The following is a 14,080-nucleotide window of genomic DNA, read 5'->3' on the forward strand; positions in this document are numbered from 1 at the left end:
AACTTTTAAGCTAGTAAGCAAAGATGAGTTTCAAAATATGCCAAAATTTAAAAAAGCTGAAATAGTACGTTCTAAAGCTACTAAAGGTGATTATATAAAATTTTATGTTTGGGATGTGCAGAAAAATGATTTGGATCGCAAAAGAACTTATATTCCTGCTGAATATAAAACCAAAGCAGAAAAAGAAGCATTCCTAAAAGATAGAAGAACACAAATTAATAAACTTCTGAAAGAAGGTTTTCACATAGACCGTAATAAAGGCAAAGAACAAAAAGAGATAAAACAGGCTAAAGAAGTTAAAGAGAAAGTAAAAACAAAGCCTACAACTATTCAAAAAGCACTTGATAAACTTGTAATTCTTAGAGAAGCAAAAAAATATAAAGAAAACGGTATTAGCACTTTTAAAAAGGAAATACAAAGCTTTATTAACTGGGGTGCAAAATTAGAGGAACCTATTACACGTATACAAGACATTAATTTTCATATTTTACAAGAATATCAAATGTATGTCCTGACTGATCTTAAAAACGAATCTAAAACACATAATAACAAAATAGGGGTTCTAAGTGCTTTTTATAGTGATTGTATCAAACAAGAATGGATAAACAAAGAAAATAACCCCTTTGAAAAAATAGACGAACTTCCTACAAATTATGGTACTAAAAACAAACCTTATACCAACGAACAAATAGCAGACATGAAAGTATGGATTTTGGATAATGACCCATACTTATGGGATATTATCTCTTTTATTTACTACTCATTTATGCGACCAGTAGAATTAAGGAGTTTAAAAATTGGTGATATTGATTTAAAAGAAAACATAATTCGTATTTGGGTAGAATCCAGTAAGGGAAAAAGATGTGATATTATACCAATTGCCGATGCACTGAGAAAAATCATAATAAAAATGAACTTAGATCAATATCAAAAAGATTATTATGTTTTTAGTGGCAGTAAAAAACCATCACATACCCAAATGGGAAAGAATTACATGACTAAACATTTTTTGAAAGTAAAACAGTATTTTGGATTTGATAAAGACCCTGACTACACTTTATATGGCTTTAAACACACCGCAGCAGTAAACTGGTATAAAGAAGAAAAAGATATTAGAAAAATACAAAAAATGTGTAGGCACACTACAGTAACGACTACAGAGCGGTATTTAAAATCAATGGGATTGTTAGAGGATGAAAACGCAGTATCAATGCTTCCTGAAATATGATTTCACCCCCCAACATAGTAACTGTAATTCTTCACTAATATCTTTAATCTATTTCAATTGCAGATTTTAAATTATTCTCTAACTCCGTTATTTTATGTTCTATATCAGATATAGACAGCTTCTCTTTGATAGTGTTAAATGTTGAAATAAATTGAGAAACATTCTTTTTGTTTTTTCCAAAATCAGTTAATTGACTTTCAACGCATTTACTTTCTATATTAATAGTACCATTATTGATAGTAATAATTATTTCTTCTCTCCATGATCGCCAAGAGAATCTAGTAAAGGCGATAATAATAGATTTTTCATCATGAAAAGAATCAACGTACCATTTTAATTTCTCTATGGTTTCTAAAGCTATGATTACGGATTGTTTATTAGATAGTTCTGTTGTAAAATCAGTTATATATTTTGACGAAAAAAATCGAAATGCCATAATTATTTATTATTGAATTGTTTATAAAAAATAGTTAATAGTAGAGCTCTAAAAAAAAGCTACCATTCTCTAATACGTTACTATAGAATAAAACGTATTGCAGGGTGTTTCTTAGATTAAATAGGGGTATATCAGCTTAATATGATTTTAGTATTGCATATAAAGCTAAGTAACGATCAATTTATAAGACTGATCTTAATTTAAATCAACTTGCCAAAAGCATTAAAAACGTAACACTAAATAATGTTTTGAATTCCTAATCCTTATCAAGTTGTTTGGTTATTGTACCATGCCATATTAATTTTTCTGTGTCTTGGTCAAAAACTTGAACTGCAACAGGTGAAATATATCTAGGATCATTTTCTACTTCTTTTATAATAGTTTCTATGCATTCTTTTATCCCTCCTAATTTTCTCATATAAGTATGTTTACTATCATAAGTAAAAACTGCGCCATAAATAGGGTATTCTTCACTCTGCTTTATTACACATCTAAAATCTGGATTGATAAGTTTTTGTATTGTAGTATCAAAAATCATTTTTAATCGATGGGATATTATATGGAGTTCCTATATCACTAAGGTATAAAGATTTTAGAAACCCTCGGTTTTTCTATACTTATTTTTTTTATTATCATTGCTCGAAAGCCTCTTTAATATAGCTGATCATAGAATCTGAAGATTTTGGATGATTTTCTAAGTGTTTTAGAATATCAGTCATACTTTCATTACCAATCTCTTTAACCCCATCATTATAATATGCGTTTAATATCATAATCCCGATATCAGAAGGTTGCCTTTTTAAAGAATTGACCAACTCTTGTTTAAAACCTTTCATATCTTCTACAGCATGACCAACTTCCCATAAAACATGATCATCTCTATCATGATACCTTTCTAATACCTTAAAAAGAGTAACAATTCCTTTTTCTGGGTGAGCTGTTTTTTCTAAATCTGTTAACAACTCATTTAATTCAGACCAATCACTCCCTTTGAGCCTAAATGAATCAATTTTATTAAGAATATCTTTCATTATGTATACTATTAATTATTCTTTAACAAGTTTTAAGTTATAACGATTCTTACTATATAGTGCTAGAAGAAAAAAACCAACTAAACCTCCAAAAAATAAATAGTAACCTATTCCTATCGCTTTATGAGCACAAAATGAAGTTGCTGCCAACCAAAATAGTATTCTTACATATACAAATAATGACGGCTTAGAGACAATAAAGGTTTTTTTTTCATCTTTTTTAATGTAGAACTTCAATTCATTGGTAATGTATCCTTCGTTTTTAAGCAGAATAGTATGAGCATTATCGCTGCACAAAAAATTACCTGTATTTCCTCTGGATAAGGAACCTATTTTTTGTTTATTCAAAATTACATCTAATTCTTTTGCTCTTCCTTTTTCTTCAAAGCGGATAATTATTTCTGCCATCTACTTATTTTTTTTATTAGTGAATATTACAATTCCAATTATCAAAGACATAATGGCTGTTAAAACAAACATAGTACCTGAGTCATTATCTCTTACTTCGTACCTGATAAATGCTTTAAATAAAAAGAATAAAGCCCCTAAGCAAAAAATAATTAGCATAATCCATTTATTAAACGTATTCATATATTTTAAATTTTATTTTATAATTAGTTACTATTATGTTGTTGTCAGTATAACTCACATTATCTTTGTTGTTCCTCCTTTAATATCGCTGTGCTGATTATTATAGGCATGTATTTGAGTTTTTGAACTTATCATTATGTTTCACTTTTATGTGTTATATTGTTACTACATAATTTAGAGTTTTAGGTGTTACTTCACTATGCTTACCATCCTCCAATACGTTTACGTTCTGCTTGTTGCTCTGGGGTAGCCTCTGGGGTAGGGATCGTACTAGGGTATAAAGGTTTAGGAAACCCCTCTGCCTTACGACGCTCATAATCTTGCTGGCGGTAGGCATCAAAAGCATCTCCGGGGGGTAAGGGTCTGTTTTTATCCATATACCATGTAATTAGCGATATATCAGCATAGCAACCCCAACCTACAGAAAAAAAATAAAAAGTATACCCTTTGGTTGGGCGGATGATCTGTAATTTAAACGCCCCCATAGCATCCTCTCCCCCCGTACTATAAGAAAACAGAGCATCTGCAAACCGCATGGTGCTATTAGGCTGGTAATAAAACCCAGGAATCGTAACCAAACCATCTTGGCGGTTTAGAATACTTTCTTTTTTGGGCATCCTAAAATAGTAAATAGCAAAGTAGATTGTAGTAATGCAAGAAATCCCAAATACTAACCACTCAAAAAAGATCATCTCCTCACCAAGATGTGTTAGAAATATCAGTACCATTATAAAAGCTACCCCCCCCCCCCATATAGGGGCTACCGTAGCCCCATGTACCATTAACATATAGGTATCAGTCGCTTTGGTAAAGTTTCTCTTTTTTCGTACCGATTCTAGTGTTAATCCTTTGGGGCGTTCTGTAATCTCTTTATATACCCTATGGTGGTATTGCTCTAACCCAGCCTGCCCAGCGCCATAGTTTTGGTGGGTGATTGCTCGTTTATACTCCTCTACTGCCATGTTGCTGCTTTTTTTAACAAATCTAATGATCCTATTATAAATTCTTCTTGTTCTTTAACCATATAATTATGTGGGCTTAGGTGTACTATTGTACCAAGCCATCGCTCTGTTGTAGCAATCCTAAACGGAAAATAATGCCCCGTATCACTATCTACCTCTAGTCGGGTAGCCACTAGCATACAGGCATTCTCTGCACATAGCCGCTGGTATGTGCTACTAAGGCGTAGTGCTATCTGCACTGCTTTTTGTAACTGATCATCGACCACCTCGGTAATCACTGCCTTAGTAGGTAGGGTAATTGGGGAGCTATCTGCTATACCATCGGGGTATAAAAACGCATGGTAGTGTACCTGATCGGTATGATTAAAATAATGGTGGTATCGCATGGTTAGATAAATGGTGCTCGACTCATATATATCACTAGTACTGGTAACCAGTAGGGGGATTCTTTTTTTAGGATCTCCTTTGATCCTAATCGATACCTTAGTACATACGACCAGATCCATTAGGGTAGCACTTGCCAGATATGGGTCTATAAGATGCTGATTATCCTGTGGCTGATCTACCAATGTGTCTCTAGCGGCAATCAGTCTACGGGTATACTCCATAGGTAGCTCATTAGGGAGTGCTGTAAACTCTTTATAATCACTTAATAAAAAATGCTTAAAATAGGTCTCTAGTGCAGTATCCTTATAGAGCTGTGCCAATACTAGTATACCGACCCCGATTAGAGCCGCAATCCATCCTACTGGTCCTGTTAATCCTAGTGCAGTACCCCATGCAGTAATACTGCTGGCTACTGCACCAGTATACCCTATAGCGACTGCCGAGGTAGCGACCGCAGTAATACTTACTCCTGCCGAGATCCCAAAGGCGATACCTGCCCCGATAAATGCCATCCCAGCATCGCTATCTCGTTGGGTATGGGATTCTATAGCTTCCCAAAAACACATGCCCGATGTAAATACAGAACCTATAGCACCTACCATAGAAGCTCTTAACCCAAAAGTTCTTGTTGCTTCCTTACCGCTATGTTCTATAAATGCTATCCTAAGATTTAGCATTGCCTCAGTAAGTTTTACAGAAGATCCTAAAAGGTTAGCTTCTTCTTTAAATTTTCTTTCCTTATCTATTACTTTAAAAAAAGCATTTTTAAAATTATAGATCTCTAATAATGCAAACACCCCATTAAAGGCTCTACTCTTAATTAGTTTTTCAATTTTCTGGTTCCTTAGGTTTCTACTATGGGTCTCGGGATTGATCTCCCTAGCGGTACTGATCGCTACCTTAGTCTGCTGATCGGGGAAATAGCCAACTCTTCCCTCATCCACAGTTACCCCCTTAGACCCTCTTAGGAGTGCAAGTATCTGTTCTTCTTTATGGAGGTAGGTGGTGGTCTGTACATACTCTGGGTCTAATACCACGCCTAGTTCTCGTAGTCGTAGCTGGATCTGGGTATTGCTCATTACGACCAATTCTTCGTCAAAGACCTTGATGTATTGATTAAGCCTATTGACCATAAAGGTGTGTTTTTCGGCGATTTCTTGGTAGAATTTTCCGTTATGCATCTTAGAGGTATAGGCTTGTTCTGCAAGAGGTTTTATAATTTTCTTAATCAACTTTGCGAGTTTGATACTGGTCTTGTCTCCCTTATGGTATACCTCTGTTAGATTAAGAGAGGTACCTACTAATGCATATAATGGATCTAGACCTGTATACTCTGGTGCTGCTGTGGGTAGTGCTGGTGGTTTTTCTGGGGGGTTATTGGGGTCTAGTAGTTGCCATGTCCATTTACTCCACTGATCTGTACGTACCAACTCATTATGTAGTAGTAGATGCCGCTCATAGGTATGGGGGGTGCTAACGATATGCTCTAGATAGGTTAAGAAATCAGCCCGCCCCCATAGGCGATGTTCTGAGGTATTATGTAAGTAATCCTCTAGGTAGGGGGATAGATAGGGATCTTGTAATAGGTTACCAAGAGCAGTACGATAGGTCAGTACGGTATCTCGTAGTTCTCTGCGCTTGTTTACTCCCAGAATCTCGATGAGTTTTTCTCTATTAAGCCCATATCCTAATGCTAATTGGGTATTGCTATAGGTGGTTACTGTCCCTGTTTTGGTGATCCGTCTATTAATCGTAGTATCTCCAGGATGTACCTGCAAAAGATCAATCCCTTTACCCCCTCCATCATATTTTTGTATCGTTTTTGGAGAGTTATAGACCATCTGATAACAGCTTAGTGCTAGCGAAAACAAGTGCTGATATGCTGGCTCAGGTACTGGGGGAATAATATCTCCTTTTTCTAAGCGATTGATGGCTTGTTGGTGGGTCTCGCCACTACGTACGGCATCTACCATTGCCTTATGCTCTAGTACCTTGTTGGCTAGGATATGGTGCAGATCTGATACGATACCTACAGGATCTTCTAGTATAATAAACATATCTTCTTTTAGCTCTGGATCGGTATCCTCTAACTGCACCTGCTCTAATCGGTGGTGTATCCATCGTGCTTCTGTTTGTTGCTCGGCAGTACATACGGCATCTACCTGATCATAGGATTTTACCCCAGGGATTTCTTCATTGGGTTGCAATCCTGTGCATTCTATACGCTGCATTCTGGCAGCTCTTGCCGAGGTATCGCTACGCATCTTTTGATGATAAGCTACTGACCACTGTACATCAGAGAATGCTACCCATACCACATCGCACTGTGCTACCGATATACCACTATCGATAATGGTATTATCTGGCTGGCGTACATCATAGAATCCATCATTGCCTGCTATGGTACTGCCTTGCTCCCAGATGATGGGTTTTAACCCACCGCCACGCACTGTTTGATACTCTAACCATAGATCGTCTCGGTTTTCAAAAAGAAGATAGATATATCCTTCTCTAAGGAAGGTCTCTCCATAAAAACAGTTCTCTATATCTGGTCGATCTCCATACTGTATTACGGTTACTTCTTCTAATTCTATAACTCCATTGCTGGTAATCCGAATTGGTTTTTTGATCGGTTTGGGATCCTCTACATCAATCTCTATGGCAGGGCGCATTGAGTACTCATCAAATGCCCCGTGCCTTAGAAAATAGAGTTTTATCCCTGCTTTGGTTACTGTAAGTTCTCTACTCTGCACGATGGGTGCCCCAGGGTATTCTACTTCAAAAATATAACGCCCTACGACCTCATTATATGCCTGTCGCTGTCGCTGCTGCAATGTTAGTTCATCTGCCATTATTGTAGTGATGCTGTATTAGGTTCTTCTTCTTCTGTTTCCCAAACGATGGTTACCTTCTTATCCTGTACCTGCCCCGATAGCTCTTCTATGGTATGGTATCCATCTGCATCGGGTATTGGTTTTTTTACTCGTATGGTAGCAATACCTCCATCGGGGATCGTATAGGTATCTGCCTGTAGGGTTACTCGTTTTATTACCTTAGATTGTCTAATGAGTCGTTCTTCTTTGATCCATCTAGGGTTTACAACTCTGGGGTTGCCTTCTTCTGGTTGTCGTAATAGGTCTTGGTTTTCTTGTGCTGTTCTGGTAGTGCCGAGTATACGATTTATAAGGGTACTCTCGGGGAAGGGTATCTGATCTTCGGGTAGGGTGAGTACTGTTTCTGGGCTAGTGGTAGTTAGGGTTACTCCTAGGATGCCTGTGGTGATTACTCCTCCATGTGCGGTTTTGCAATCTACCGTTGCCATAGGGATACCATTGATAAAAACGCCACTACTGCCTTGTACAATCATATCTGTTGCTCCGACACATGCACAGCTATCTCCTTGTAGGGCAATTGCTTGCCCATTAATGGTTACGCCTGGTGCGGCAGAGGTGATAATAGCACCTCCTATATGTGGGGTGCTACCTGTATACATTGGGCAGCTGTGCATACTGCCTACTACTGCGATGGGTTTTGATGACATAGGTTTTATTGGTATTAGGTGATATCTATTTTATTACTTGCTCCTTTGATCTCCGTTGTTCTGCCTGATACGGTGGTGGTCTGTCCTATCATATCGGCATTGGATAGGGCTTCTGTTATTACATTCTTTCCCTCTATAGTGGTATCAGCTTGTGCGTGTAGTGTTGCATTAGTAGTGCTATCAATACGGATATCGTTTTGAGCTTGTAATGTCATTGTATCTGTACTGCTTGCCTGTATCTTACCTTGTGTGGTAATACTGGTATCTTGTGCGGACTCCAAGCGCATGTTTTCTGTAGTTTTAAAAAGCATATTCTTAGCCTCTAGGGTTAGTGTTTCTGGGGCACTGATCTTAATATTACCATTGGGTTCTAAGGTAATAGTACTACCACTCTGGTTCTGTACGGTGATACTACCGTCTGCATCATTAGAAATGATAGTATTACCACTTTTAGTTTTTACTGCTTTGATCGTATTATCTGGGGTATAGAATTGGTGATTAGTGGTTTTATTATATGCCGATCCCATAACTAGTGGGTGTTCTGGATTATCGCCTAAAAAATTACAAAATACCTCGTCTCCGATCTCGGCTACCATATAACTGCCATGTGCTGCTCCTGCGTGTGCATTGGTACAGCGTACCCAATCGGTAGTGGTATTGGCTTGTTGCTGCCACGGGAATTGTAGTTTTACTCGGTTTAATCCCTCTGGATCCCTATTATCGACTACTATAGCAGACATGGCTTCTATCTTAGGGATGGCATTGATATCACTATAGGGTGGGTGTGCTACTCCTGTTACAATTGCTTCGATCTTATTATGGTAATAGCCGGTGTTATTAAAGTGGTGGGTTACTTTAGTCAGCTCATAAGTACCATAGGGATGCTCTGAGGTAGCACTATTACTGTAGTGGTGCCCTGTTACCTGTAGTTGGTCGCAGGGTTTTAATCCCAGTATAGTGGTGCTACCGATAGCGGTAATCATACGGGCTTTTTGGCTCTCTGTATGTACTTTGGTTAGGTAATCTAGGTGTTGCTGTGCAAAATAATCGTTCTGTAGGTGTGTGTAGTAATAAGTGCTCTGTTTGCTAAATGCTGCTGCGGATCTATTGGCGGTAGGGGCTAGTATGTTTGGTGTGGTACTATTGTTATGGGTACTAGTAGCGGTATGGGGTTGCTGTGTGATATGATCGTGATAGTGTAGTGTGGCTAACTGCTCTTCTAGATTGTCATTGATGATAAATTCGTTAACATCTTGCCCGAATGTGCCAGACCATTCTATTACTGTAGTTGGGTTTCTACCGATATTTAATTGCTCGCCATCATAGTAGGTAAATATGCCGTATCGCTTGCTTATACGGGTGATAAAATCCCAATCAGATTCATTGTACTGTACGGTGTAGCCAAGTTGTTTATTGGTTTCTGATCCGTAGTAGGTCGATAGGGTGGGATAGTCTCGTAGGATATGAGTACTCATGTTCTTTATTGTGGTACCGGTATCGAAGCTCTGGCATTGTGTAGATTTTTGTAATCCTATGGTGGGGCTTGCTCCTCTAAAGAGCATCCCTCCATGATTGCCATTATCATTCTTAGTATGCTGTACACTAAGAATGATCCCTGTAAATTGTAATGCACCATCTGCGGAGAAAATAGAAATCTCCTGATTCTGGTACTTATCATGATCTTGGAAAGGAATAGGTTTTAAGTCCTTATCTAAGAAAGAGGAAAATACTATACTAAAGGTATGGTGCTTGCCAATTTCTTGTGCTATCGATCCACTAAAAGAGGTGTATCCCAGTAGTGGTTTACCTGCGATGTAAACTTTAATTTCTTGTATCATTTCTTTAAATATTTTAGTTAGTTGTTATAAGTATATTACGTTTAATCCAGTTAACTAAAGCTTTAAAGATTTTGGGATATCTAGGTGTAAATATACTTTAAAACTGTTGATTACTGGTTGATTGAAAACCGCAGAATTAGTACTGTTTTTAGGGTTGTTTTTTTATGGTTGTTTACTATGGTTTATTTTTATTCATTTTTTTTGTCTTGCTTTTTATGATCTCGATTCTCATGATACCTAGCATAGATCCATGCATATATTTTTATGTAATATGGATCGTCGTCTAATAGCTTATTTTCAAAATCTGATGTATTGATGTTTAGTAGTTTTAGTATGCCGAATACTATTTTTTTTGGTACTTCTTCTAAGTTATCTTCTACTAGCATTATTGCTTTTTTATAGGTTATTATTGATCTAAAAAAAAAGGATACAAGAGTACTATTGCACACGGTGGGCTATAGTGGGGTAATGGTGTACAAAAATTACTCTTGTTCTCCTCATTGGGGAACATTGGGGCTATGGGATAAAAAAACAGGGGTAATTGATTGATATATAGTAGATATAGTATATGTCCCCAAGCTATACTCTATCATTACTATAGTATTACCCCTGACCTGCATTTTATGAATTCCTTTTTTTAGTGATTAGAAATGATACTATAAATGTTATCATTTATCTATATTTTTATGTTTATAGCGAGGTATTTAGTTTGTTTGCTAGTTAGCAAAGACATCTGGTACGTAGCACTGTATACCGATAGAACAAACGGAACGTTGTCAAAATAGAAAATAAACCCCTCTTAGGTATAATCCGTTTTAGGATGGCATATCTAGTTATTACTATCGTACCCGACATCTTTGCAGAAACTAACTCAACTTAACTTACGCTCACTCTACTATTTTTAGGGATTACCTTTTTTAGAGATAATGGTTTATTTTGTTGTATATGATCTATGGCTAAAGGAGACTTACGGATTATAGTTGCGATCTCATAAGAATTTAGCCCCTGTTTATTAGATTCTTGTATCCATCTGCGTAATAATAGGGCATAACCGCTATAACTCTCTACACAGCAATTAAACTGTGATTGCTTGATCTGTAATTGAGTAAATACACGTTCTTCAAAAAGGCGTATTCTTCTTTCTTTTTCTTGGGTGGTACTTGTTTTCATATCTATTTATTTTAAGGGTGTTTGCTTGTATTGACTAAAAAAAAATAATAGATATTTACTTAGATTAGCAATACTTTCATAAAATCCAACGTTTTTAAGGTTTAATAACAATTTGTTTTCCCTATTTTTAGGATATTATATTTTAACGCAACTAATATACGTAAAAATATTGCGTTTTTAATAATTATATGAAATTTTATTTCGCTTTAATTACAGTAAATGGAAATTATTAAAAGATTGAGAAAAAGTAAAGGAGAAACTCAGCAAATGCTAGCGGATATCGTTGGTGTGAGTCTTAGAAGTATACAGCATTATGAATCAAGTAAAGTAACTATTCCTAAAAAGAAAATAGCAGCAATAGCAAATCATTATGGGGTTAGTGTCTCTGAATTATTTAAGGATACATCTAATAATGAAAATACTGCAATAAATGCAGAAATAGAAAAATTGGCTCGTGAATGTTTAGAAAACTGGGACAATTTAATGAAACACCCGTATTTTCAAACTAAAATTGAGAATTTAATAGTAACAAGAATAAATAAAGAGCTAGAAGAACGTCTTATTAAAGCTAATCAAGTGAAATAATATTAGTCTTTTCTTTTTGATAAATATTCTGAATTAATACCGCTTAATATTCCATTCTGAATAATTTGTAAATTTATCCCTTTTGCAGTAAGGTGTTGTATATAACTCTCAAATTTAACCTGTTTTATGTCGGTGTCAATTTCAAGATCGTCAATTAAATCTCCTGATAAGATTTCGAATGCTTCTTCTGTGTAATATTTTTTTTTCTTGAGTAATTCGTGTAATATAGTTTCTTTATTACCTTTATTTTTCCGCATATCATCATTTTAAGGTTTTGTTGAAATCTATTACGTCTTTAGCAAATTCCTTACGATTTTCTTTATTGATATATTTATTTCTAATATCAAATAAGATAAAAGATGTGAGTTTTCTTATATTGAAAATAAGCTTTTTACTATTTTCTCTTACCTTCTTAATAAAGAAAATGAGTAATGCTAAAAATAAAAAAACACCAATACAAAAACCTATTGCATAGACATGTAATAAGAAATCATCCATTTTATAAGATGGGTTAAAAATCCAAAAGAATTGTATAAAATATAAGTATAAAGGAACACTATAGAATAACTTATAAGGTTTAAGTATTCCACCTATGCAAAGTAATAATGGCGATAAAGTTTGACAAAGAATCCAGATCATTGTTTGTGTATCTTCAAAACCTAAAGTTTCGTTAATACCGAAATCAGTGATTTTATCGGTAAATAGAACTACTCCCGATAAAATAATTAAAAACGAAGCAAATATTTTTACATCTGAATCAGAACTTTTAATTGCCTTGGTCGCCTGGTCTTTCAATCTTTTCTCTATCCACTTGGTGAATTTCATTATTGTTTTCCAATTCATATAAATCCTCATTTAGATCAGAATTTTTACAACTACTTATAGATAAAACGATACTTATAATACCCAGAATAAAAACTAACTTTTTCATTTTTAAAATATTTAAAATTCATACTAAGATAAATTTTTAATATTTAGGATAAGAATTTTTATCTAATCATATTGTATATATTCTGCTTTAGTAATCATAACTTGTTTATCTGTATCTTTTATTATCTAGTTATATTACAAATATATATAGTTTATTATGCATCTTGTATACGGGTTTTCCGCAATTTTTTTTCGTAATACGCAATATTGGTAAAAAATGTCAATAAAAAAGTAATTAGAGCAATTAAGAATTCAGAAAAGAAATTAGAGTAATGTATATTCAATTGTCTACTTACACCTCTAAAATACCTTATGTACTCTATCAATATAGAATGTGTAGCCAACATAAAAAAACAAGATTAGTATTAATACTAACCTTGTTTTTTCCCTTTTATTTTTTCTTTCATCTGATTATGAAAACAATACATAATTTCCTTTACGTTGTCCTGATTTGTATAATTTCGCTAGTGTGGTATGGTGTTTACCAAATCGTTTTTGAAAATGTGGTTTATCTTTAAAACGTTTCCAGTCGCCACCCCACTCAAAGCCTAATGATTTTCCTAAGTTGCCTATTTTTTGCCAATTAGGATTATTCCATAACGCTTTACCGTTTTTGATTTCTACGACATCGAACGCAAGACCATAGTTATGATAGCTTTCCCCTGCTTTGGCATTGGTTACTATTTTACCAGAAACGGATCTTCCTTTTTTGTATAATCGATTTTGTTCTTGCCATGTTCTAAGGGCAGAGGTAACACGTAATTTAATGCCTAGTTCTTTTTCTGCTCTTATAATAAACTCTTTTGTTTTAGCTCTTATATCGGGGTGTAGGGTATCTATTCTACGATTAGAATAGATATCCCATGTTTTTTGCTTGATATAGTTAATGGTATTCATAGCAGTTTTTTTAAGCTTTTTTCTTTTTTTGTAAGCAATAGCAATAATGATGAATAGCACAATGACAAGGAGTATTTTAGCAGTTCGATTAGGGGTAAATTTGATATTCATAATCTTAGTCAATAATATTTTTCCAGTCCTGAAATTCTTTAGGGCTTAATTCTTTTCGTAATCTATCGGTTAGCGATTCTTCAAACTTTAAGCGATATGCGTCGGCAATGGGTTGTAATTGCCCTTTAGTTTGGTAGCCTAAACGCTCAATCTCTCTCTCATCTGTTCCATCTACATTAATCATCCATGATATACCAGAGGGATTAGCTGCCGATCTATATTGTTGCGCTAATTGGTTAACGTCTCGAGCTTCGTTTTGGTTAAATTTTCGCTGTCTGTAATTGTAGATCATTTTTTTAATTTTTCTTCTAAAAATGAAATACAGAATAACAATGAGCAGTACTATTTGTACTTTTCTGTTTGATAATAGCGT

16 protein-coding genes are annotated in these 14,080 nt (G+C 35.1%); 2 read left to right on the forward strand and 14 right to left on the reverse strand.

The genetic code is table 11. The features are described from left to right. Positions 1-37: 37 nt before the first annotated feature. Positions 38-1,228, forward strand: a complete 1,191-nt coding sequence (locus N456_RS07820) for a tyrosine-type recombinase/integrase (protein WP_158447849.1) — start codon at positions 38-40, stop codon at positions 1,226-1,228. 43 nt (positions 1,229-1,271) lie between these two features. Here the strand turns inward: N456_RS07820 and N456_RS07825 are convergent, their stop codons facing one another. From N456_RS07825 to N456_RS07875, 10 genes are all read right to left on the reverse strand, one after another. Then, positions 1,272-1,664 carry a hypothetical protein gene (locus tag N456_RS07825; RefSeq protein ID WP_062055650.1) on the reverse strand — a complete coding sequence of 131 codons (393 nt, stop codon included), beginning with the start codon at positions 1,662-1,664 and terminating at the stop codon, positions 1,272-1,274. A 256-nt stretch (positions 1,665-1,920) separates the two neighbouring features. Then, positions 1,921-2,202, reverse strand: coding sequence for a hypothetical protein (locus tag N456_RS07830; RefSeq protein WP_062055653.1), 282 nt, complete (start codon positions 2,200-2,202; stop codon positions 1,921-1,923). Between the two features lie 94 nt (positions 2,203-2,296). Continuing rightward, the gene (locus N456_RS07835) at positions 2,297-2,695 is read right to left on the reverse strand and encodes a hypothetical protein (protein ID WP_062055655.1); all 399 of its coding nucleotides are present in this window, start codon (positions 2,693-2,695) and stop codon (positions 2,297-2,299) included. 15 nt (positions 2,696-2,710) lie between these two features. Further along, positions 2,711-3,103: a hypothetical protein gene (locus N456_RS07840; protein ID WP_062055657.1), complete on the reverse strand. Its 393-nt coding sequence runs from the start codon at positions 3,101-3,103 to the stop codon at positions 2,711-2,713. Between the two features lie 386 nt (positions 3,104-3,489). After that, positions 3,490-4,248: a hypothetical protein gene (locus N456_RS07850; protein WP_062055661.1), complete on the reverse strand. Its 759-nt coding sequence runs from the start codon at positions 4,246-4,248 to the stop codon at positions 3,490-3,492. Next, positions 4,239-7,487 (reverse strand): toxin VasX, encoded by a 3,249-nt coding sequence (locus N456_RS07855; RefSeq protein WP_062055663.1) that lies wholly within the window; start codon positions 7,485-7,487, stop codon positions 4,239-4,241. Before N456_RS07855 ends, N456_RS07850 begins: the two co-directional genes overlap by 10 nt. Then, positions 7,487-8,176, reverse strand: a complete 690-nt coding sequence (locus N456_RS23695; protein WP_082422478.1) for a PAAR domain-containing protein — start codon at positions 8,174-8,176, stop codon at positions 7,487-7,489. Before N456_RS23695 ends, N456_RS07855 begins: the two co-directional genes overlap by 1 nt. A 14-nt stretch (positions 8,177-8,190) precedes the next feature. Further along, the gene (locus N456_RS07865) at positions 8,191-10,014 is read right to left on the reverse strand and encodes a type VI secretion system Vgr family protein (RefSeq protein WP_062055665.1); all 1,824 of its coding nucleotides are present in this window, start codon (positions 10,012-10,014) and stop codon (positions 8,191-8,193) included. Between the two features lie 188 nt (positions 10,015-10,202). Further along, entirely contained in the window at positions 10,203-10,400 is a 198-nt protein-coding gene (locus tag N456_RS07870; protein WP_062055667.1) for a hypothetical protein, read from the reverse strand. A gap of 490 nt (positions 10,401-10,890) precedes the next feature. Next, complete coding sequence (locus N456_RS07875) at positions 10,891-11,184, reverse strand: hypothetical protein (RefSeq protein ID WP_062055669.1); 294 nt, start codon at positions 11,182-11,184, stop codon at positions 10,891-10,893. 219 nt (positions 11,185-11,403) lie between these two features. On the opposite strand from N456_RS07875, the gene N456_RS07880 reads away from it, so the two are divergent. Next, positions 11,404-11,769, forward strand: coding sequence for a helix-turn-helix domain-containing protein (locus N456_RS07880; RefSeq protein ID WP_062055671.1), 366 nt, complete (start codon positions 11,404-11,406; stop codon positions 11,767-11,769). 2 nt (positions 11,770-11,771) lie between these two features. Here the strand turns inward: N456_RS07880 and N456_RS07885 are convergent, their stop codons facing one another. The 4 genes from N456_RS07885 to N456_RS07900 all read right to left on the reverse strand — a co-directional run. Beyond that, on the reverse strand, positions 11,772-12,026 hold the full coding sequence (locus tag N456_RS07885; RefSeq protein ID WP_062055673.1) for a hypothetical protein: 255 nt from the start codon (positions 12,024-12,026) through the stop codon (positions 11,772-11,774). A gap of 4 nt (positions 12,027-12,030) precedes the next feature. Continuing rightward, the gene (locus N456_RS07890) at positions 12,031-12,612 is read right to left on the reverse strand and encodes a hypothetical protein (protein ID WP_148639236.1); all 582 of its coding nucleotides are present in this window, start codon (positions 12,610-12,612) and stop codon (positions 12,031-12,033) included. A gap of 498 nt (positions 12,613-13,110) precedes the next feature. Continuing rightward, complete coding sequence (locus tag N456_RS07895; protein WP_062055678.1) at positions 13,111-13,707, reverse strand: M15 family metallopeptidase; 597 nt, start codon at positions 13,705-13,707, stop codon at positions 13,111-13,113. Positions 13,708-13,711: 4 nt separating this feature from the next. After that, positions 13,712-14,080, reverse strand: a 369-nt coding sequence (locus N456_RS07900) for a hypothetical protein (protein ID WP_205410258.1), incomplete at its 5' end; no start/stop codon positions are given.

Origin of the sequence: Aquimarina longa SW024 (assembly GCF_001401755.1) — a bacterium.
GTDB classification, from domain to species: Bacteria; Bacteroidota; Bacteroidia; order Flavobacteriales; family Flavobacteriaceae; genus Aquimarina; species Aquimarina longa.